This is a genomic window from Bacillus cereus group sp. Sample62 (genome assembly GCF_036851315.1).
Taxonomy (GTDB): domain Bacteria; phylum Bacillota; class Bacilli; order Bacillales; family Bacillaceae_G; genus Bacillus_A; species Bacillus_A wiedmannii.
On record NZ_JAFLPK010000001.1, the window covers coordinates 2038051 to 2057367 of the forward strand.

Sequence of the window (19317 nt, forward strand, 5' to 3'; positions counted from 1 at the left end):
TAAATGCCCCGGTATAAGAAAGGGCGGATAAACCATTCTTTTCTTCATATACATATAGAAAATGAGAAAGAAAGTGAGGGTTGTATATGGCTGCTTGGGTAATATGGTTTATAATAGCTGGTATTTTATTTATTGCGGAAATGTTGTCGATTACGTTTTATATGCTTTGGCTTGGAATTGGAGCTGTTGTCGGAGGTCTAATTGCTTTGTTTGCTCCTGAAGCACTACTGTTACAAGTTGTTGCTGGTGCGATTGTAAGTTTAACATTGACGTTCTTTACGAAAAGAATTTCAAAAAACTTTCGAGAAGCAAAAGGTTTTACTGATACAGTAGATTTGCTTGTCGGTAAAAAAGGTATTGTTATGCAAGCGATTACAAGTGAATCGAATGGTATTGTGAAGGTGGATGGAGATACTTGGACAGCTATTGCAGATGATCCAATTGATGCTGGAGAAAAAGTTATTGTTATAAAGAGGCATAGTACTATATTACAAGTGAAAAAGGAGAGTGAATAAATATGGCAGTAGCATTAACATTAACGATTATTTTCGCACTAATTGTTGTTACATTTATCGCATTAACAATTAAGATTATTCCACAGCAAAAAGTTGGAGTCGTTGAAAGATTTGGTAAGTTTCAGCGTATTATGGAGCCGGGATTAAATTTATTAATACCAATTGTAGACCGTGTTCGTGTATATCATGACTTACGTATTCAACAAACGAATGTACCACCACAGAAGGTAATTACGAAAGATAATGTACAAGTAGAAATTGATACAATCATTTTCTATCAAATTGTGGAACCAGAACTTGCGACATATGGTATTTCGAACTATGAATATGGTGTTCGTAATATTACTTCTGCAACGATGCGTCAAATCATTGGTAAAATGGAACTGGATGAAACGTTATCTGGTCGTGAAAAAATTTCAACAGAAATTCGCTTAGCACTTGATGAAGCAACAGAAAAATGGGGCGTTCGCATTGAACGTGTTGAAGTTGTTGATATTAATCCGCCAAAAGATGTGCAAGCATCGATGGAAAAACAAATGAAAGCAGAACGTAATAAACGTGCGATCATTTTAGAAGCTGAAGCTGCAAAACAAGATAAAGTCCTTCGTGCTGAAGGTGAAAAGCAAAGTAAAATCTTAATGGCTGAAGGTGATAAAGAAGCACGTATTCGAGAAGCTGAAGGTATAAAGGAAGCAAAAGAACTAGAAGCGCAAGGGGAAGCAAGAGCGATTGAGGAAATTGCAAAAGCAGAACAAAATCGAATTGAATTACTTCGTGCAGCAGATTTAGATGAACGCGTACTTGCTTATAAATCATTTGAATCATTGATTGAGGTTGCAAAAGGTCCAGCAAATAAAGTCTTTATTCCGTCTAATGCAATTGAAACACTTGGTACTCTCGGGGCAATTGGAGAAATCTTTAAAGAAAAACAAGCGAAGAAATTGCCTTCTTCAGATACACCAAAAGAACAATAAGAGTGAAAAAGAGAAATGGGATGCCATTTCTCTTTTTATTTTTGAGTAGGATAAAAAATATTAGTCCTTTGCCATTTTGGATAGGGCTTTTTTGTTTGTCACTTTTCAAAGAATTATAAGTTTAGAGTGTTTGGAATTGTTAAGTGGAATAACACGTTTACTAGACGGGTTAAAAAACTGTCAAAGTAATATATTTTGTTAAAGAAAATTTAAAATATGATATAATGGAATTTTGTGGATATTAAACAAGGGAGTGGGAAACAATTGCAAATATTATTAATACGTCACGGTGAATCCGAAGCAGATATTTTACATGTACATGAAGGACGAGCTGACTTTGAATTAACAGAAAATGGAAGATGGCAAGTGCAAAGGCTTGTACAGAAAGTGAAAGCAGATTTTCCACCAGATTTCATTTGGGCAAGTACATTAAAGCGTGCTCGTGAAACTGGTGAAACGTTAGCTGAAGGAATTGGATGCCCAATTCAACTAGAAGAGGAATTAATGGAGTTTAATAACGGAGTGCAAGCAGGCTTATCTTTTGAAGAAGCAAAGAAATATTCAGAGCCAAAGTTTCTTCATGACCGTTTTGAAAATGGGGAATCATTTATTGAATTTAGAATGAGAATAGAAGGAATCTTTTCTAAAATCGTGACAGAGAATACATATGACCGAATTGCAATCGTTGCACACGGTGGTGTAATAAATAGTCTATTACGTGCGTTTTTCAAAATGCCAATTTCAATGGATTATTATTTTAGAATGGGAGATACGGGAATAAGTTTAATTGAAATTGATGGGGAACAAAAAACGGTACATTTTATTAATGATACGAATCATTTGAACGGGGTGTAAAGACCTATGTACAAAGTAGTGTTCTTTGATGTTGACGGTACTCTTTTAAGTGAGATTGACAGAAGTATGCACGAAAGTACAAAAGAAGCAATACAAAGATTAATAGATAAAGGGATTCACGTAGTTGTTACCACAGGGAGACCATATAGCTTATGTTCGCAATTTAAGGAACTAGGCATACATACGTTTATTTCTGCAAATGGTGCACATATTAAGTGTGAGGAAACAGTTCTACATAAATCAGTACTTTCAAGTGAAATCGTTCATGATATCTCAGAGTTTGCTGCATTACATGGTCACGGTATTTCTTATTTTACAGAGGATTTTGAAATGAACGGAATAGCCTCAGATAATGAGCGTGTAATGCAAGCGCTTAGCGAGACGTTAAATTTAGAGGAGTATCCTGAAAAAAGCAAGGATTTATCTGAAGAAATCTATTGTTTATGTCTGTATGCGGATAAAATAGAAGCTCGAAAATTTCTTAAGAGATATCCTATGCTTACGTTTGAGCGTTTTCATGGTTATGTCATAAATGTATTGGAAGATAATAAAGTATCGAAGCTAACTGCAATTCAAAAAGTATTGGAGCATTTAAACATTTGTAAATCAGAAGCGGTTGCTTTTGGTGACGGTAGAAATGATATAGAGATGTTGCAGTATGTAGGATTAGGAATTGCGATGGGGAATGGCGGAGAAGTACTAAAAACAAAAGCTGATTTCGTTACAAAGAAGGCGAGTGAAGGTGGTATTTCCTTTGCCTTAAAGGAGTTTCGTATTATTGAAAGATAATAGCTAGTCAGTTTGAAAAATCCTGTTTTCATGACAGGATTTTTTGTTTAACAATATTCTTGCAATAAAAGTAAAAATGTGAGTATAATGAAAAAGTAGTTAGGTAAGCTAATTAATTGAAGAGAAAGGAGAGTGAAGATAAATGGGTTCAAAAAATGATTCTCTTCCTTTAGGGATTGGGCCGTATACAGAGTTAATAAAAAAGACAGCATCAGCGGATACGGATCCAATCGCAGCAAAACTTGGTTTGTTAATGTTATGGACGTCTGATAATGTTCTTGATGCTGTTGACCTAGATTTAGCTCCGCTTGGTATATCGGAAAGTAAATTAGATTTTTTACTGTTGTTTATTTTACGTGAAATGGAATCAAATGGGGAAGAAGTGAATATGAGTCCTTCTGATATTGCGAGTCGATTAGGGATAACACGTGCTTCTGTCACTGGCTTGTTAGATTGGATGGAGAAACGAGAGTTAATCGTAAGATTTCATCATTCTGAAGATCGAAGAAGGTTAAAAGTGAAAATTACTTCGAAAGGAAAAGAATTAGTAACGCACTCTTTACCAACTTTTTGGTTATCTTGCGCTTCGTTAGTTGACGACTTTAATCAAGAAGAGCGTCAAGTTTTAGAGAAGCTGTTAAATAAAATGCAAGTAAATATGCAGGTGAAATTAGGAGAAGGTAGGTAAATAAGTTGATTATAAGGGTCAACTTATTTATTTGGAAGTATAATTAGTCTACCTTATTATATGTTTAGCTAACTTTAGATGGAGTCATACTTTTTACGATGTAATTAAAATAAGTAAGCGTACTTTAGAGGTATTAAATAGAAAAAAATCGTAATAAGGGAGAGATATTATGATGGAAATAGGAAAGAAAATAAATAGTGAAAAGAATTATACAATAATGACCGTTGTATTATGTTGGTCGGGTATGGTAGTTATGTCTAGCTTATATGTAACAATCCCTTTAATTGCACTATTTTCAGAACTTTTTAATGTTTCACTAGCACAATCTGCAGCTACAGGCAGTATATTTTCTGTTGGCTTTGCTATAGGTTGCTTGTTATTTGGGGCAATCTCTGATAAATATGGGCGAAAAAAAGTGATCTTCATTGGATTACTTGCTCTGTCGATTATTTCGTTTTCCTTAGGGTTTGTGGATAGTATAATGTGGCTTGTTATTTTTAGAGGCTTACAGGGTATTGCAGCAGCAACATTTTCTCCGGTAGCGTTAGCTTACGTTGTGGAAATGTTTCCAGTAGAAAAAAAGGTTACAACAATAGGATTTGTTAGTACCGGTTTTTTAGTAGCTGGAATTGTAGGTCAGGTAATAAGTACGGTTGTTAGTCAACATTTTGGATGGCATATGGTGTTCTTTCTTCTTAGCGTTGTCTATATGATTACTGCTGTATGGGTTCATTTTTCTCTTCCGAAAGGGGGAATATCTCAATCATATACTGATATTTTGGGACCGATTAAACAGATGGGTAAAGTATTTACACATAAAAGCTTAGTATTGAGCTATATGATTGCGTTTGTTTTATTGATGGCTTTTGTTAATATGTATACTGTTTTAGGGAATTATTTAAGCTCTTCTACTTACAATTTAACTGCAGAACAAATCCTTTATTTTCGCTTAGCGGGGCTATTTGGTATGATGATGTCACCGATTGCGGGTCGTTTAACGAAGAGGTTCGAAGTAAGGAAAGTTCTTCAAGGTGGATTGTTGGTCGCTATTTTTAGTCTAAGTGCAATGGGCTTTGTTTCGTATCTGCCTCTTCTTGTCATAATGAGTGTCTGTTTTGTAATAGGTATTGCTATATCCGTTCCGTCTTTAGTTGCTCTTGTCGGCCAATTGGGAGGGAAAGCAAGGGGAATAGCAGTTTCTATCTATACCTTTGTTTTATTTTTAGGTACTAGTATAGGACCCCTTATTTCTATTTATCTTATGAAAATAGGAAGTTATACTCAAACGTTTATTTTATTAGGAATGTTACTTTTTATTGGATTTATTGCTTCTCAATTTATTAATAATGAACGTGTATTTGATGATATGTAAATTGGATAATGAATGAGTGGAAAATCACTCAAATAAAGGAATGCGAGGATCTTTCATATGCTCGCACATTAAAATATGAACTTGCCCACGATGATGATAAAAATGTGAGAGAATTTCAAGTAACCATTCAAACCGAGAATAAGAAACACCCCAATAGGCAGTCATAACTTCTGCTAATTCTTCTTGGGAATAGGAAAGAAATGTTTTAGAGAGAAGATTGTATCCTTCAATCATTATTTGTTGCATATGGGCAATTGTTTTCGGTGTATATTCTAAATAAAAAGTACGTAACTCTTTATCCGTACTACCATTTAAAATGAGTAAATCCGCATGGCAAATCAGAGAAAGATGTGCACACATTTCAAATAAAGATCGCTTCGAGTGAATTGGTTGTATTTTTAAACTATCTTCATTATATTGGTTAAGCATTTGAATAGAAGTATCAACAGCAACTTGTAGTTGATGCAATGCAGATTGTACAAACATTGTAATTCTCCTCTTCTCCGTATATAATAGTTTCTTAAGGGTATTATATCATACTCAAAATTCCGAAAATTCTAGTAGTTTGACTAGCATATTGAAAAGTATTATATTGTAAAAGGTCATATGAAACGTGAAATAGAATGGAATGCAATTATTGAGTTAGGAGTTAGACCAATGAGTTTGAAATATGGAAGAGATACAATTATTGAAGTTGACTTAAATGCAGTAAAACATAATGTAAAAGAATTTAAAAAGCGTGTGAATGATGAAAATATTGCAATGATGGCTGCTGTAAAAGCAAATGGGTATGGCCACGGGGCGGTTGAAGTTGCGAAAGCTGCTATTGAAGTAGGAATAAATCAGCTTGCAGTTGCATTTGTAGATGAAGCGATAGAGTTAAGAGAAGCAGGAATTAACGTGCCGATTTTAATTTTAGGTTATACATCAGTAGCAGCTGCGGAAGAGGCAATTCAATATGACGTTATGATGACTGTTTATAGAAGTGAAGATTTACAAGGTATAAATGAAATCGCAAACCGTCTTCAAAAGAAAGCGCAAATTCAGGTAAAAATTGATACAGGAATGAGTCGTATCGGTTTACAAGAAGAAGAGGTTAAACCATTTTTAGAAGAATTAAACCGTATGGAGTATGTAGAGGTAGTAGGAATGTTTACACATTACTCTACGGCAGATGAAATTGATAAATCATATACGAATATGCAAACAAGTTTATTTGAGAAAGCTGTCAATGCAGCAAAAGAATTAGGAATTCATATTCCATATATTCATAGTTCAAATAGTGCAGGTTCAATGGAGCTTAGCAATACATTTCAAAATATGGTTCGTGTAGGTATTGGAATATATGGAATGTATCCTTCAAAAGAGGTAGATCATGCAGTCGTTTCTTTACAGCCTGCGTTGTCGTTAAAATCAAAAGTAGCTCATATTAAACATGCGAAGAAGAATCGCGGTGTAAGTTATGGGAATACGTATGTAACGACTGGTGAAGAATGGATTGCAACTGTACCGATTGGTTATGCTGATGGCTATAATCGTCAGTTATCTAATAAAGGGCATGCATTAATAAATGGAGTTCGAGTACCTGTTATTGGCCGTGTTTGTATGGACCAGCTCATGTTAGACGTTTCAAAAGCAATGCCAGTACAAGTTGGGGACGAAGTAGTATTCTACGGTAAACAAGGCGAAGAAGAAATTGCGGTAGAAGAAGTTGCGGATATGTTAGGTACAATTAACTATGAAGTTACATGTATGTTAGACAGAAGAATCCCGCGAGTTTATAAAGAAAATAATGAAACGACTGCTGTCGTAAATATACTAAGAAAAAACTGAATCGATATGATTCAGTTTTTTTATTTTTGACAAATGAAAAACGCTCTATTTGTACCGTGTAGCTGAATATTCTTAAAACCAACGGATTTCAACAAAGATATTATTTCTTCATTGGAATAACAAGCTTCTTCAAAAGTAAAGTCACTTCTTTTCCAATTATTATCTATGTCATGTTGAAATAGTATAAAGTTCATTTCTGCTTTTTTATTTTCGTTATCATATGTAGAATCAATCGTACATACATATTCTTCCGCTGAAATATGAAATGAAGCAATCCATTTTTCAAGAAAACCTTTCTCCATATTCATATCAAATGCAAAAGTACCTCCATCATATAATGCTAAATAAACATGATGAAAAGTATCTTTGAGCTCATCTAATGTCAGTATATGATTTAAACTATCACCTGCTGAGATGACGTAGTGGAAAGGCTCATCTACTTTAAAAAAGCGTGCATCGCCGACGATAAAGGATGCATCTGGCGCATTGTGAAGTGCGTGTTCGATCATTTTTGCAGAACCGTCTATGCCAGTTACTATAAAATTATGATCAAGTAGTTTCCTAGTAAGGTGACCAGTCCCGCAGCAAAGATCTAATATACGGGAGTGGGGAGGAGCGTCTGGTAAAACGAATTTATGATAGGCTGGATAGGAGTGTTCAGCAAAATGTCCCCAATGTTTATTATAGATGTCTGCAAAAATATTATAATTAGAATAAATTGGTTTTTTACACATATGTATTCTCCTCAAAATTCATTACATTATAGTAGTCATGCTTCGTTTTTATTTCAAAACCACATTGTGTATATAGCTTTAAAGCGTGGTTATTTTTCGTTTCGACGTCCAATTCAATTGTTGAAATTCCTTTTGTAATAAGGGTATGTACCATATAACTAAGAATATCTTTTCCATATCCTTTACCTTGATAAGAAGGATGAACGGCGAATCCTGATAGTGTAGTAGATTGCTCTTGTTTAGAAATTGTGATCGTTCCTACTATTTTTTCATCGATAAGAGCATAGTAAACTTGATGGGAAGGTGAATTCATCATCTTTTGTAACCATGTAGCGGTATTTTCTGCTGAATCTCCAAAGGCTTTACTGGAAATTTCAATAAGATCAAGAAGTAATTCTGAAGATGCAAGAGTAAGCTGTATAGTATGCTTTGTTGTTTTTTGCACTTCTTTTGTTTTGAACTCCATACTATATTCACTATATAAATAAGGTAACTTCAAATGTTTTGCAAATTCTTTCCCGGAAATAGAATCCCCATTCATAATAATAAGAGCTTCATCTGCCACTCTTATTCGTATTTCTTTCATTGCGGTTTGTAAAAGAGTAGTACCTATATGTTGCTTCCTATAGTTCGGATGAACAAACCCTATTAACTCCAGTTTTGTCGGTCTTTCAAAGTCATACATACTTAATGCACCGATTAATTGAGTATCGTCATAAAGTAGAAAATCATTTATCTCTTCATTAGTACGAGCGGTTAAAAAGTTTATATGTAAATCTGACGAATAATCAATTTCATCGTGTTGTCCGCAAATATGAGCTAAATCTTTCATTTGCTGAATTTCATTTGCTGTTAAAGATTTCTTTTGTTCAATATTCATTTCATGATCCCTCTCATTCGTATTTAAAAATAGGATGGGTGATGCAACCACTTTTCTAACTCCACGCTACCCTGAACAGATAATAATCGGTACAAATATCGATAGGGATGTCTACATTCTTCAAGACGGGGAATGGGCATAATGGTTTCGTAACCTTGTTTAAAAGCATGAGCCTCTTTTTCAGTAAATATATATTCTAAGCCGATAAAATCAAACTCCCTTGGAGCAACTGCATAGGCTTCTGTATCTACTAAGCCTGTAATAGATGTACCATCTGATAAAAACTGAGTAGGGTCCATATCAATTAAAACGAGCGTTGATTCCTTTGGTGCTGATAAGGAAGAAAGTTGTGATTCAAAAGTAGGAAATGCATTTTGTATGCTTTCATTATCGGAATAAAACATATTTACAAGCTCTTTACTCACATTTAAAATGTGTGATTGGAATTCATCTAGTGTAATTTGGAAGGAACCTGACACATTTCCTATGTAATCGGCTTTAAATGTATGTATTTCTGCAAGCCCTTTTCCTAGACTGAATAAAATAGAATCTGGTTGCCCGATAAAAGATTGAACTGTGTTACCTACTAACTTTTCGGCTACAAGGAATTCACGACCACTTAAAATATGTTTTTCTAATATTGTTGGGATAGGAAGATTAGTATGTTCTTGCAGCAATGTATGTACAGCTTTTAAATGATGTACGTTCCTTGGATCAATTCCAAATAGGTTTTTACATCCCCACCAAAAATCATTATTTGGTTCTTCATTCATTTTAGAAGAACGAACGATGACTTCTGCATCTTCTGTTCGGACGAGAAACACATCGCTTGCATGGTCTTCATAACCTGGGTGTAAAGCTTGAATAGATAAAATAGGTGAAGTGAATAGTTGTTGTAGCATGAAGTTACTCCTTTTTTCTGTAAATTCTATAAATTAATTATATAACAGAATATATTCCAAGTGGATAATGATGAGGACAACATAGAACTTAAATAAATTTATAGTGAGAAATCAGTGTGAAAATTATATTTTTCTATTTTTGTATGAATTATCAAAATAATATTTCTGATGATAAATCTGTAAAAACACCCGAATGTAAATCTCTTATTTTCAGTAAATGAAGAGTTAAGCGTTCTTTTATAAGAATTATAATGTTGGTTATGAAAAATATTTCTCAATAATAAAATGAAGAGAAAAATATAAAGAAGTAGAATAGATTCCTTTATAATAGTTTTCAATTAATTAATATAATTAATTATTAATAATATTAGATAGGAGAGAATATGATGGCAAATGTACTCGTAATAAATTTCCCTGGAGAAGGTCATATAAATCCGACTTTAGCTATTGTAAGTGAGTTAATTCGGCGAGGGGAGACAGTTGTTTCGTATTGTATTGAAGATTATAGAAAGAAGATTGAAGCAACAGGTGTAGAATTCCGAGTGTTTGAGAATTTTCTCTCTCAAATTAATATTATGGAACGAGTAAATGAAGGTGGGAGTCCTTTGACGATGCTATCTCATATGATTGAAGCATCAGAGCGTATTGTGACTCGAATTGTAGAAGAAACAAAAGGGGAAAAGTACGATTATTTGATATACGATAATCATTTTCCCGTAGGACGTATTATAGCCAATGTTTTAAAATTACCTAGCGTTTCTTCTTGTACAACATTTGCTTTTAATCAGTACATTACTTTTAATGATGAACAAGAATCAAGACAAGTAGACGAAACGAATCCATTATATCAATCTTGTTTAGCGGGAATGGAAAAATGGAATAGGCAGTATGGAATGAAATGTAATAGTATGTATGATATTATGAATCATCCTGGTGATATTACTATCGTATATACTTCAAAAGAATACCAGCCCCGTTCAGATGTATTCGATGAATCGTATAAGTTCGTCGGCCCATCAATTGCTACGCGTAAAGAAGTAGGCAGCTTTCCTATGGTAGATTTAAAAGATAAAAAATTGATTTTCATTTCTATGGGAACAGTTTTTAATGAACAACCTGAACTATATGAAAAATGTTTTGAAGCGTTTAAAGATGTAGAAGCGACAGTCGTATTAGTTGTTGGTAAGAAGATAAATATAAATCAATTTGAAAACATTCCGAATAACTTTAAGTTGTATAATTACGTGCCGCAATTAGAAATATTACAGCATGCTGATGTATTCGTGACACACGGTGGTATGAATAGTTCGAGCGAAGCACTATATTACGGTGTCCCGTTAGTTGTAATTCCAGTAACAGGAGATCAGCCTTTAGTTGCGAAACGAGTGAGTGAAGTAGGAGCTGGAATAAGGCTTAATCGTAAAGAATTAACTTCTGAATCGTTACGTGAAGCCGTAGAGAAAGTAACGTATGATGTAACGTTTAAGGAAAATAGTCGTAAAGTTGGAGAGTCACTTCGAAATGCTGGTGGGTATAATAGGGCAGTTGATGAAATATTAAAAATGAAAATGAATTCATACTCAAAACTTAAATAAATGTTTGGAGCACACTTACTGTAATATGTAAGTGTGTTTCTATAAATAAATTACATAAAAAATCACTGTAAAGGTGAAACTTTTGTGTATATAAACTCATATCTTTGAATTAGTAGTAAAATTACGTTAAAATAATACTAAGAAAATACATAAGTTTTGGGGGTAATGAATGAAAAGAGTATTTGAATACGTATTATTAACAATTGGATCGATTATTGTAGCGGGTTCATTAGAGCTTATTTTAGCACCTAATGGATTAGTAGATGGTGGGGTAACGGCCATTGCTATTATGGCAAATAAAGTTGCTGGATTACCGCTTTACGGAGTGTTTTTAGGACTTAATATTCCTATCCTGCTATTTACAGCAAGAGTAATGGGAAAGAAATTCTTCATCCGTACATCTTATGCAAATGTAGTTACAACACTCGGATTAATTTATTTAAAACCATTTCCGGCGATTACAACTTCTGAACTATTAATTGTACTTTATGGCGGAGTACTGTTTGGAATTGGCGTTGGGATTGTTGTTAAAATGGGCGGAGCAATAGACGGATCAGAAATGTTAGCAGTTTGGATGAACAAACACTTTAAAGTACCGATTAGTACATTTTTACTTGCGGTAAATGCAGTTATTTTCACATTTGTAGCGATTTTATTTTCAATCGAACAAGCGATGTTCTCATTAGCAATTTTCTATATTGTTACGAAGATGATTGATTTCATATTAGATGGTATAAATCAAGGAAAGAGCGTTATGATTATTTCTGGTAAAAATAAAGAAGTAGGCGATCTACTTATGAAAGAATTGCAATTATCAGTTACGTATCTACATGGAGAAGGTGGTTTTTTAGGAGAAGAAAAGAGAATCATTTATTGTATTACGAACCGTTTCATTTATCCGAAAATGAAAGATCTCGTTCTCTCTGTAGATCCAACTGCTATCATTGAAGCTTCTTATTCAACAGAAACAACTGGTGTCAAACGACCGGGAAGAACAGCAAAATCAGAAAAATAGTGAATGAAAATAGCTCCACGTAAGTATAACTTGCGTGGAGCTATTCTTATGTAAGGAACCAGGCCTTTTTCAGTAATTGGACAACCATTTCGATGCGATCCTCTGGAATACTGCCAAAACCGAGCAATACATACGACTCCTCGCTTACATTATGAACAGAATTGTATGTGGAGAGAGGGTATAACTTAATACGTTCTTTTGCGGCCGCATGAATAAGTTCTTGTTCATTCATCCCGTTATGAACGTGAAGTACAATATGAAGTCCTGATTGTTCACCAAGTACATGAACGTTATTCCCCATTTCGTTTGTAATAGATTTAATTAAAGAAATATGTTTTCTTTTATATAACGTGCGGCTTCGGTTAATATGACGCTCCCAATCACCATTTTGAATAAAGGTAGCAAAGGTAAGTTGTTGCAGCGTAGAAACTGTTTGTTTAAACATACCACCAAGTTCTTGATAAGCTCCTAATAGATGAGATGGTAAAACGATATATCCCATTCGTAAAGAAGGTAAAAAAGATTTTGAGAAAGTTCCCATATAAATAACACGTTCATTTGAATCTAGCCCTTGTAAAGAAGGAATAGGTTTTCCTATATAGCGAAATTCCCCGTCGTAATCATCTTCAATAATATAGCCCTTACAATCATTTGCCCATTTTAATAACTCGAGTCTTCTAGATAACGGCATAATGATTCCAAGTGGAAATTGGTGAGATGGAGTGACATACGCTACATTGGAAGCCGATTTACGTAAAGCGGAAATATGAATCCCTTTATCGTCTAAAGGAATAGGGTGAACGGGAAGGCCAGAACTTTGAATCATAGCAGGGATACGGTGAAATCCAGGATTTTCGATTCCGTATTCTTTTTTTGGACCAAGTAGTTGAAGTAGTAGCCAAAGAAGAGGTTGCGTACCTGCTCCGATAATAATTTGATCAGGTGAAGAATGTACCCCGCGAGCATGATATAAATACTTTGAAATATGTTCTCGTAGAACGAGCTCCCCTTGTGGATCTTCTTTAGCAAATAATTCATTTTCATACTGAAATAAAGTTTCGTGTATTGCTCTTTTCCAGTTTGTTATCGGAAAAGATTTTTGATCAATAAGTCCTTGACTACAATCATAGTCATATTGTTTGTTTTCTTTATTGTTAGCACTGTTTGACGCAATTTGCTGTTTCTTTTGAATGACATCAATATCAACTTCTGCAACAAAAATCCCACGTTTCGGTTTGCTTTCTACATACCCTTCAGCTAGTAATTGTTGATAAGCGGATTCCACTGTAATACGGCTCACACTAAGTTGTACTGCTAAATTTCTGTGAGAAGGAAGGCGTGTACCGGCACGTAGTGACCCATGAGAGATTTCTCGTTTCATATATTCATAAATTTGTAAGTAAAGGGGTGTTTTACTTTGTAGTACTAATGGGATAGTCAGATCCACTCGTAGACGCTCCTTTTCATACTGTCCTTATAAAAAAGAATAAAACTGTCACTTAAGCTAAGGGCAGTGGCTTTTTATAATGATGATATAACATTTAGAAAATTTTATAAATAGTAAGGGGAGAATCAAAATGAATATTAGAGAAGTAGTAACAGAAGCGGATTTACATGATGTATTTCCCGTATTACAGCAGTTACGAATGAAACTTTCAAGAGAAGAAGCAAGTTCTTTGTTTCAAAAAATGAAAGAAGAGAATTATAAACTATTTTCGCTACGTAATGAAGAGGATGAAGCAGTTAGTCTAGCTGGTGTAGCGATTTGTACGAATTTTTATAATGAGAAACATGTTTTCGTATATGATCTTGTAACTGCGGAAGCACACAGATCAAAAGGATATGGTAAAGTTCTGCTGTCATATGTAGAAAAATGGGGGAAAGAAAAAGGGTGCAGCTCTATTGTTCTTACATCTGCGTTTCCAAGAATGGATGCACATCGTTTTTATGAAAGAGAGGGCTATGGTAAGGTAAGCTATTCTTTTTATAAAGAGCTATAATATTAAGTAGGTTCCATGTTTAAAAACATATGGAACCTATTTTCTTTTCTGGATTTGAGCTAGCAACAGGTCCAGTAATATAATTTGTCGAATATTAGAAAATAACAAGGGAATATTGAATTTGGAGAATGTTAGGAGCGTTTATACTTGGAAAAAATAAAGAAATTATCTATACCAAATGATGGAAGAGTCATTATTATTTCTGATATTCATGGAGAATTAGATCTTTTTAATGAATTACTACATAAAGTTAATTTTAAAGATGAGGATTATTTAATTATTAATGGTGATCTTTGTGAGAAAGGAAGAAATAGCATTGGCGTCGTAAACTATGTGATGGATCTAGTAGTTAGCAAGCCAAACGTTTATGTAATTGAAGGGAATTGTGAAGTTGTAGTTGAAGCACTTGTAAATGAAAATCCCGCGCTAATAAATTATTTATGTACGCGAAAGAATACAATTTTTAATGAGTGGCTAGCGGAATTGAGTGTTACCGTTAATGAAGAAAGTGATATTTGTGAAGTGAAAAACATATTGATGGGTCATTTTTCAAAAGAAATAAAGTGGCTAACAGAATTACCAACAGCGATTGAAACAGAAGATTATATTTTTGTACATGCTGGCCTTGAGGATAAAGAAAATTGGAAAGAAACAGAGCGCAAAAATGCGATAGCAATGCCAGAGTTTTTCAATAAATCACATAGAGCAAATAAGTATGTAGTTGTCGGTCATTGGCCTGTTGTAAATTATTCAGACAAGGCACCGTCTAACAATCCAGTTATTGATGAGGAGAAAAAGATTATTGCAATTGACGGTGGAAATGCGATTAAAGAAGCAGGACAATTAAACGCATTTATCATTCAAAGGACAAGAGCAGGTGATACGTTTTTTTATACATATGTAGACTATTTTCCAGAGTATGAAGTAATAGCTGATTTTAATGCGAACACATCAATGCAGGGCGGGGTGACTTATCCGTACTATTACATAGAGCCTATGGAGAAGATGAAAGATTATACAATATGTAAGCAAAAGGAAACGAATAAATTACTCTCTGTGAAAAATGAATATATTAGGCAACTTGAGACAGGTGAATACACAGTGAAAACCGATATTTCTTGTGCACAAATAAGCGTAAGAAAAGGGGACATTGTTTCTCTCATTGATGGCAGCTGCTCAGGATATGATTTAATTAAAAGAGATGGAGTAGAAGGTTGGATAGAGAAAGGTATTTTAGTTGAGATAGAAAAGATGAAATAGGAGGTATGGAGCCTCCTATTTTTTTATTATCTTTTTAAATGAGTAGATTGCTTACTGTCTTTCATAAGTAAGTAAATCGTACTCGGTAAAATGACAAGCGTCATTCCTAAAAAAATTGTGAGTATAGCATAACCCCTATACGGAGCAGGAATGATAAATGGAAGCCCGGCTAGGAAAATACCTGCTATCATCATTGAAATACTACAAATATTTGAAGCTCTTTTTTCAAGGTGCTTATCATTCCATTCCAATGAAATTGTTGATTTAGTCGTATCAATTTTGGAACTGAAATAGCCTATTAATATAAATAAAACCCCTAATGCTAAAAATATTAAATGATCAAGAGGGAGTGTGAAGCCAAGAGCAATGAGAGCGATGACAATATCGACAAAAAATAAAAATAGTAAAATTGTGTTGCCGATCCAAAGGGGAGATTTCTGGTTACTCGCTGCTTTAGATAAAGCTAAAAATAAAAAGAATAAGAAGGAACATATAATTATATTTACGATAACAAAAGTGCTTTTATCCATTGTTGATGTAGGCGCTCCATTGAAGTCCCATTTCGTAACAATACTTGAAGGTAAGAAGAAATAGAGAATAATATTTGTCGTAATAATAGTGAGAAATAAGGCAATACTACATCGATTATTCATTGAATCACCAGCTTTCTACATGAATAATTGGTATCTTATAACAAAATTATACAATATAATAATTGATATTTGTTTTGATTTTTCTGAAAAAACATTATAATTATATATGAAATAAAGAGGGGTGTAGGAGGAAATTATGCAAAACGTAATAGTAAAAGGGAATAAAGTTATAATTCGTACAATTGAAGAATCAGATATAAAAACATTATGGAATCTCGTATTTAAAGAAGAAAATCCAGAATGGAAGAAATGGGATGCGCCATATTTCCCTTTCTCAATGCAAGAATACCCATCTTATAAAGAGAAGATGCAAAAGCGTTTAAAGGAAGAACCTCTATCCAATTTAATTATAGAACATAACGGTCAAATTATAGGGACGGTCGGGTTTTATTGGGAATATAAACCGACGCGTTGGTTGGAAATGGGTCTTGTTATTTATAATCCAAATTACTGGAATGGTGGCTACGGTACAGAAGCGTTAACGTTATATCGAGATTTACTATTTGAAAAGATGGAAATTGGTAGAGTAGGAATCACGACTTGGTCTGGTAATGAACGGATGATGAAAGTAGCGGAGAAAATAGGAATGACTTTAGAAGGTAGAATGCGAAAATGCCGTTATTATAACGGAACGTACTATGATTCTATCCGAATGGGAATAATTCGTGAAGAATGGGAAGCGCTATATGTAATGAAGGGGTGAGGAAGTATGTACGCTATTATTGCTACATTTGATCGTGTGTTTACTAATAAAATTATAGAATTACAAAATGAAATAACAAATATCATTGGCACAAATCAATTAGCCGGAGTAGAACCTCATATTACATTAGCTGATTACAATGAGTTAGATGTTAACTTATATACTAAGAAACTAGAGGAGTTTGTAGCTGTTCAAGAGAATATGGCTGAGGTAATTTTTCCTTCTATTGGAATTTTTCCTACTAACGGAACAATCTTTCTAGCACCGACCATTACCGGTGAATTGATAAGGTTTCATCATTCTTATCATAATTATTTTAAAACTTTTCATAATAATTTAAATTCATATTATGTGCCTGGAAAATGGGTTCCGCATTGCACGATTGCAAATAGGTTACATACAAATCAGTTTTTAAGTGTAATGGAATATATATATGAAAAATTTGATTATGCAACAGCTTCAATTGAGAAATTAAAATTAATTAGGGTGAATTATGAAAATGGTTCTGCCATTTCTTCTAGTATATTAGCAGAATATAATTTTAAGAGAATGGAGACAACGAGATGACATATGTAATTAGAGAAATGAAGCAGGAAGATATCCATGCGGTACAATCAGTAGCGAAAGTTGCTTGGCATGATACATACGAAAGCATTATTCCGAGAGAGATTCAAGACAGATTTTTAGACGAGGCCTATTCTGATGAAAAAATGAAATATCGTCTTGAAAATACACATTTATTCGTTGCGGAAGAAGAGGGAGAAGTAATTGGCTTTGCGAATTTCTCGCCTGTTAGACTGCAAAACGAAGCAGAATTAGGAGCGATTTATTTGTTACCAAATCAGCAAGGGAAAGGGGTAGGAAGTGCTTTATTACAAAAAGGGTTAACGGAATTAAAAGGAATCCGGAAACTATACATTCATGTAGAAGCAGCGAATGAAAAAGGAAAACGTTTTTATGAAGCGAAAGGTTTTGCGCAATTAGAGGAATTTGAAGAAGATTTTGAAGGACATATGATGCAGACAGTAAGGATGGTTTTATACGTATAGGGAGGACTAGTAATGAAAATTTTTGATTTTAGTGAAAAAGTGGGAAAGAAAATCTCAGCATTTCAATCTAATTTCATAATGTCAAAAATATTAAACCATCAAGGAAATGTACATATCGGTGCTATGCATTTACGAGAGAATGGAATAATTGGATATCATGAAGCAGTTGTATCACAGCTGCTTCTTATTGTGGACGGAGAAGGGTATGTATGCGGAGCAGATAAAGAAAAAGTGAAGGTGGAAGCGGGACAAGCTGTGTTTTGGGAGAAGGGCGAATTTCATGAAACGAGTACGGAAAAGGGATTGATGGCAATTGTAATTGAGTCGGAGGAACTTGAACAAGCGATAGTAATGCCTATTAATGAGTGGAGTTGTGAAAAATGATAGAAAAGGCGAATCGAGAAGAAACGAATGAAATCTTACAGTATGCAGCTCAATCACTTTTTGAAGGGACAAGAGGGAATTGTCGATTAAGTATAGAGAAAGCGGTTGAAATTACTACGCCAATAGTGGAAAAGGGAGCATATTATTTAGTTATTAAAAAAGAAAAGAAAGTAATGGGATGGATATTAATAGGAGAAAATGCAGACTATTTTTCTCGTGAAAAACTTGGATTTATATATGAGCTATACGTTTTTCCAGAATATCGCGGGAAAGGACTGTCGAGAGAACTGATGGAAGCTGGTATTAAGGAGTTGAAGGAGACGTATTCAGAAATTCGTTTGAATGTATTTGCTGGGAATTTTGCGAAAGAGATGTACGAAGAGTTTGGTTTTGTTGAAAGACAGGTAATTATGACTTTGAAGTGAGGACATTAAGTAGGAGAAAAAATAAAAAAGGTCATTTAATGTGAAATGCCCTTGAATTGTTAGAGACATCCATACAATTCAAGGGCATTTTTTTGTTTTTGCTGAGATTATAAAAATATTTTTGAAATCAATATAAAATTTTATGTTTAGTTCACCAACTTTCGGAAAAACTAGGAAAGATATGACAAAGGAGGTTATGAACGGTGGATCATCCAATTCAAGGATTAATGAAAGCGGCAATGGAAAATTTGAAGGAAATGGTCGATGTAAATACGATTGTTGGAGAGCCTGTTCAAACGGCTGACGGTGGTGTAGTGTTAACGGTTTCTAAAGTAGCGTTCGGTTTTGGAGCAGGAGGTTCTGATTTCCAGACGAATGATGGACAAAGAGCGAATGGTAACCCTGCATTTGGTGGCGGTAGCGCGGGTGGTGTTTCTATTACACCAGTAGCATTTCTTGTAGTGAATAAAGATGGAGTAAATATTCTTCACCTACAAAATGCGACACATTTAGCAGAAAAAATGATTGAATTAGCTCCACAAACAATTGATAAAATTCAATCGATGTTCCAAAAAGAAGAAAAGAAAGAGGGAAATCATCATCCTCAAAACCCTGATGAAATCCTTTAAAAACACCTGCTCACGAGCAGGTGTTTTTTCTTGTAATCACTATGTAATAAAACACATGAAAT

23 protein-coding genes are annotated in these 19317 nt (G+C 34.1%); 17 read left to right on the top strand and 6 right to left on the bottom strand.

The window, feature by feature from the left end; translation table 11 throughout:
- The first annotated feature begins 86 nt into the window (after positions 1–86).
- The 6 genes from J0835_RS10320 to J0835_RS10345 all read left to right on the top strand — a co-directional run bounded on the left by J0835_RS10320 (position 87) and on the right by J0835_RS10345 (position 5193).
- The gene (locus J0835_RS10320) at positions 87–515 is read left to right on the top strand and encodes an NfeD family protein (RefSeq protein ID WP_087980906.1); all 429 of its coding nucleotides are present in this window, start codon (positions 87–89) and stop codon (positions 513–515) included.
- Between the two features lie 2 nt (positions 516–517).
- Positions 518–1489, top strand: coding sequence for an SPFH domain-containing protein (locus J0835_RS10325; RefSeq protein ID WP_000257391.1), 972 nt, complete (start codon positions 518–520; stop codon positions 1487–1489).
- Positions 1490–1753: 264 nt separating this feature from the next.
- Positions 1754–2344, top strand: a complete 591-nt coding sequence (locus tag J0835_RS10330; RefSeq protein ID WP_087980907.1) for a histidine phosphatase family protein — start codon at positions 1754–1756, stop codon at positions 2342–2344.
- Positions 2345–2350: 6 nt separating this feature from the next.
- Complete coding sequence (locus J0835_RS10335) at positions 2351–3133, top strand: Cof-type HAD-IIB family hydrolase (protein ID WP_087980908.1); 783 nt, start codon at positions 2351–2353, stop codon at positions 3131–3133.
- A 142-nt stretch (positions 3134–3275) separates the two neighbouring features.
- Positions 3276–3821, top strand: a complete 546-nt coding sequence (locus J0835_RS10340; RefSeq protein WP_000534966.1) for a MarR family winged helix-turn-helix transcriptional regulator — start codon at positions 3276–3278, stop codon at positions 3819–3821.
- Positions 3822–3993: 172 nt separating this feature from the next.
- A complete protein-coding gene (locus J0835_RS10345; protein WP_140386810.1) occupies positions 3994–5193 on the top strand; it encodes an MFS transporter in 1200 nt (399 codons plus the stop codon).
- Positions 5194–5217: 24 nt separating this feature from the next.
- Here J0835_RS10345 and J0835_RS10350 read toward each other — a convergent pair whose 3' ends face one another.
- Positions 5218–5679 (bottom strand): DinB family protein, encoded by a 462-nt coding sequence (locus tag J0835_RS10350; RefSeq protein ID WP_087980909.1) that lies wholly within the window; start codon positions 5677–5679, stop codon positions 5218–5220.
- Positions 5680–5850: 171 nt separating this feature from the next.
- On the opposite strand from J0835_RS10350, the gene alr reads away from it, so the two are divergent.
- The gene (gene alr, locus J0835_RS10355; protein WP_048559722.1) at positions 5851–7026 is read left to right on the top strand and encodes an alanine racemase; all 1176 of its coding nucleotides are present in this window, start codon (positions 5851–5853) and stop codon (positions 7024–7026) included.
- Between the two features lie 20 nt (positions 7027–7046).
- Here the strand turns inward: alr and J0835_RS10360 are convergent, their stop codons facing one another.
- Genes J0835_RS10360 through J0835_RS10370 form a run of 3 tightly spaced genes read right to left on the bottom strand, consistent with a single transcriptional unit; the run spans position 7047 to position 9542 of the window.
- Entirely contained in the window at positions 7047–7760 is a 714-nt protein-coding gene (locus J0835_RS10360) for a class I SAM-dependent methyltransferase (RefSeq protein ID WP_087980910.1), read from the bottom strand.
- Positions 7753–8640, bottom strand: coding sequence for a GNAT family N-acetyltransferase (locus J0835_RS10365; RefSeq protein WP_087980911.1), 888 nt, complete (start codon positions 8638–8640; stop codon positions 7753–7755). Before J0835_RS10365 ends, J0835_RS10360 begins: the two co-directional genes overlap by 8 nt.
- Positions 8641–8663: 23 nt before the next feature.
- A complete protein-coding gene (locus tag J0835_RS10370) occupies positions 8664–9542 on the bottom strand; it encodes a nitrate reductase (RefSeq protein WP_087980912.1) in 879 nt (292 codons plus the stop codon).
- A 386-nt stretch (positions 9543–9928) separates the two neighbouring features.
- On the opposite strand from J0835_RS10370, the gene J0835_RS10375 reads away from it, so the two are divergent.
- Positions 9929–11137 carry a macrolide family glycosyltransferase gene (locus J0835_RS10375; protein ID WP_087980913.1) on the top strand — a complete coding sequence of 403 codons (1209 nt, stop codon included), beginning with the start codon at positions 9929–9931 and terminating at the stop codon, positions 11135–11137.
- 169 nt (positions 11138–11306) lie between these two features.
- Positions 11307–12152 (top strand): YitT family protein, encoded by an 846-nt coding sequence (locus tag J0835_RS10380; protein ID WP_087980914.1) that lies wholly within the window; start codon positions 11307–11309, stop codon positions 12150–12152.
- Positions 12153–12198: 46 nt separating this feature from the next.
- Here J0835_RS10380 and pdxR read toward each other — a convergent pair whose 3' ends face one another.
- Positions 12199–13599 (bottom strand): MocR-like pyridoxine biosynthesis transcription factor PdxR, encoded by a 1401-nt coding sequence (gene pdxR / locus J0835_RS10385; RefSeq protein WP_087980915.1) that lies wholly within the window; start codon positions 13597–13599, stop codon positions 12199–12201.
- 130 nt (positions 13600–13729) lie between these two features.
- On the opposite strand from pdxR, the gene J0835_RS10390 reads away from it, so the two are divergent.
- Entirely contained in the window at positions 13730–14152 is a 423-nt protein-coding gene (locus tag J0835_RS10390) for a GNAT family N-acetyltransferase (RefSeq protein ID WP_087980916.1), read from the top strand.
- 147 nt (positions 14153–14299) lie between these two features.
- Positions 14300–15412 (top strand): metallophosphoesterase, encoded by a 1113-nt coding sequence (locus tag J0835_RS10395; protein WP_087980917.1) that lies wholly within the window; start codon positions 14300–14302, stop codon positions 15410–15412.
- Between the two features lie 26 nt (positions 15413–15438).
- Here J0835_RS10395 and J0835_RS10400 read toward each other — a convergent pair whose 3' ends face one another.
- The gene (locus J0835_RS10400) at positions 15439–16065 is read right to left on the bottom strand and encodes a DUF1648 domain-containing protein (RefSeq protein ID WP_087980918.1); all 627 of its coding nucleotides are present in this window, start codon (positions 16063–16065) and stop codon (positions 15439–15441) included.
- Between the two features lie 136 nt (positions 16066–16201).
- On the opposite strand from J0835_RS10400, the gene J0835_RS10405 reads away from it, so the two are divergent.
- From J0835_RS10405 to ytfJ, 6 genes are all read left to right on the top strand, one after another.
- A complete protein-coding gene (locus tag J0835_RS10405) occupies positions 16202–16768 on the top strand; it encodes a GNAT family N-acetyltransferase (RefSeq protein ID WP_087980919.1) in 567 nt (188 codons plus the stop codon).
- Between the two features lie 6 nt (positions 16769–16774).
- Positions 16775–17335 carry a 2'-5' RNA ligase family protein gene (locus tag J0835_RS10410; RefSeq protein ID WP_087980920.1) on the top strand — a complete coding sequence of 187 codons (561 nt, stop codon included), beginning with the start codon at positions 16775–16777 and terminating at the stop codon, positions 17333–17335.
- Positions 17332–17817: a GNAT family N-acetyltransferase gene (locus tag J0835_RS10415; protein ID WP_087980921.1), complete on the top strand. Its 486-nt coding sequence runs from the start codon at positions 17332–17334 to the stop codon at positions 17815–17817. The genes J0835_RS10410 and J0835_RS10415 overlap by 4 nt, the downstream gene beginning before the upstream one ends.
- A gap of 12 nt (positions 17818–17829) precedes the next feature.
- Positions 17830–18201 (top strand): cupin, encoded by a 372-nt coding sequence (locus J0835_RS10420; RefSeq protein WP_087980922.1) that lies wholly within the window; start codon positions 17830–17832, stop codon positions 18199–18201.
- Positions 18198–18626 (top strand): GNAT family N-acetyltransferase, encoded by a 429-nt coding sequence (locus tag J0835_RS10425; protein ID WP_087980923.1) that lies wholly within the window; start codon positions 18198–18200, stop codon positions 18624–18626. The genes J0835_RS10420 and J0835_RS10425 overlap by 4 nt, the downstream gene beginning before the upstream one ends.
- 203 nt (positions 18627–18829) lie before the next feature.
- Positions 18830–19255 carry a GerW family sporulation protein gene (ytfJ, locus tag J0835_RS10430; RefSeq protein ID WP_000349991.1) on the top strand — a complete coding sequence of 142 codons (426 nt, stop codon included), beginning with the start codon at positions 18830–18832 and terminating at the stop codon, positions 19253–19255.
- The last annotated feature ends 62 nt before the right edge of the window (positions 19256–19317 follow it).

Coding starts and splice junctions, on each gene's coding strand:
- J0835_RS10320 (WP_087980906.1), top strand. CDS start 87: ATGGCTGCTTGGGTAATATGGTTTATAATAGCTGGTATTTTATTTATT.
- J0835_RS10325 (WP_000257391.1), top strand. CDS start 518: ATGGCAGTAGCATTAACATTAACGATTATTTTCGCACTAATTGTTGTT.
- J0835_RS10335 (WP_087980908.1), top strand. CDS start 2,351: ATGTACAAAGTAGTGTTCTTTGATGTTGACGGTACTCTTTTAAGTGAG.
- J0835_RS10340 (WP_000534966.1), top strand. CDS start 3,276: ATGGGTTCAAAAAATGATTCTCTTCCTTTAGGGATTGGGCCGTATACA.
- J0835_RS10345 (WP_140386810.1), top strand. CDS start 3,994: ATGGAAATAGGAAAGAAAATAAATAGTGAAAAGAATTATACAATAATG.
- J0835_RS10350 (WP_087980909.1), bottom strand. CDS start 5,679: ATGTTTGTACAATCTGCATTGCATCAACTACAAGTTGCTGTTGATACT.
- alr (WP_048559722.1), top strand. CDS start 5,851: ATGAGTTTGAAATATGGAAGAGATACAATTATTGAAGTTGACTTAAAT.
- J0835_RS10360 (WP_087980910.1), bottom strand. CDS start 7,760: ATGTGTAAAAAACCAATTTATTCTAATTATAATATTTTTGCAGACATC.
- J0835_RS10365 (WP_087980911.1), bottom strand. CDS start 8,640: ATGAATATTGAACAAAAGAAATCTTTAACAGCAAATGAAATTCAGCAA.
- J0835_RS10370 (WP_087980912.1), bottom strand. CDS start 9,542: ATGCTACAACAACTATTCACTTCACCTATTTTATCTATTCAAGCTTTA.
- J0835_RS10375 (WP_087980913.1), top strand. CDS start 9,929: ATGGCAAATGTACTCGTAATAAATTTCCCTGGAGAAGGTCATATAAAT.
- J0835_RS10380 (WP_087980914.1), top strand. CDS start 11,307: ATGAAAAGAGTATTTGAATACGTATTATTAACAATTGGATCGATTATT.
- J0835_RS10390 (WP_087980916.1), top strand. CDS start 13,730: ATGAATATTAGAGAAGTAGTAACAGAAGCGGATTTACATGATGTATTT.
- J0835_RS10400 (WP_087980918.1), bottom strand. CDS start 16,065: ATGAATAATCGATGTAGTATTGCCTTATTTCTCACTATTATTACGACA.
- J0835_RS10405 (WP_087980919.1), top strand. CDS start 16,202: ATGCAAAACGTAATAGTAAAAGGGAATAAAGTTATAATTCGTACAATT.
- J0835_RS10410 (WP_087980920.1), top strand. CDS start 16,775: ATGTACGCTATTATTGCTACATTTGATCGTGTGTTTACTAATAAAATT.
- J0835_RS10415 (WP_087980921.1), top strand. CDS start 17,332: ATGACATATGTAATTAGAGAAATGAAGCAGGAAGATATCCATGCGGTA.
- J0835_RS10420 (WP_087980922.1), top strand. CDS start 17,830: ATGAAAATTTTTGATTTTAGTGAAAAAGTGGGAAAGAAAATCTCAGCA.
- J0835_RS10425 (WP_087980923.1), top strand. CDS start 18,198: ATGATAGAAAAGGCGAATCGAGAAGAAACGAATGAAATCTTACAGTAT.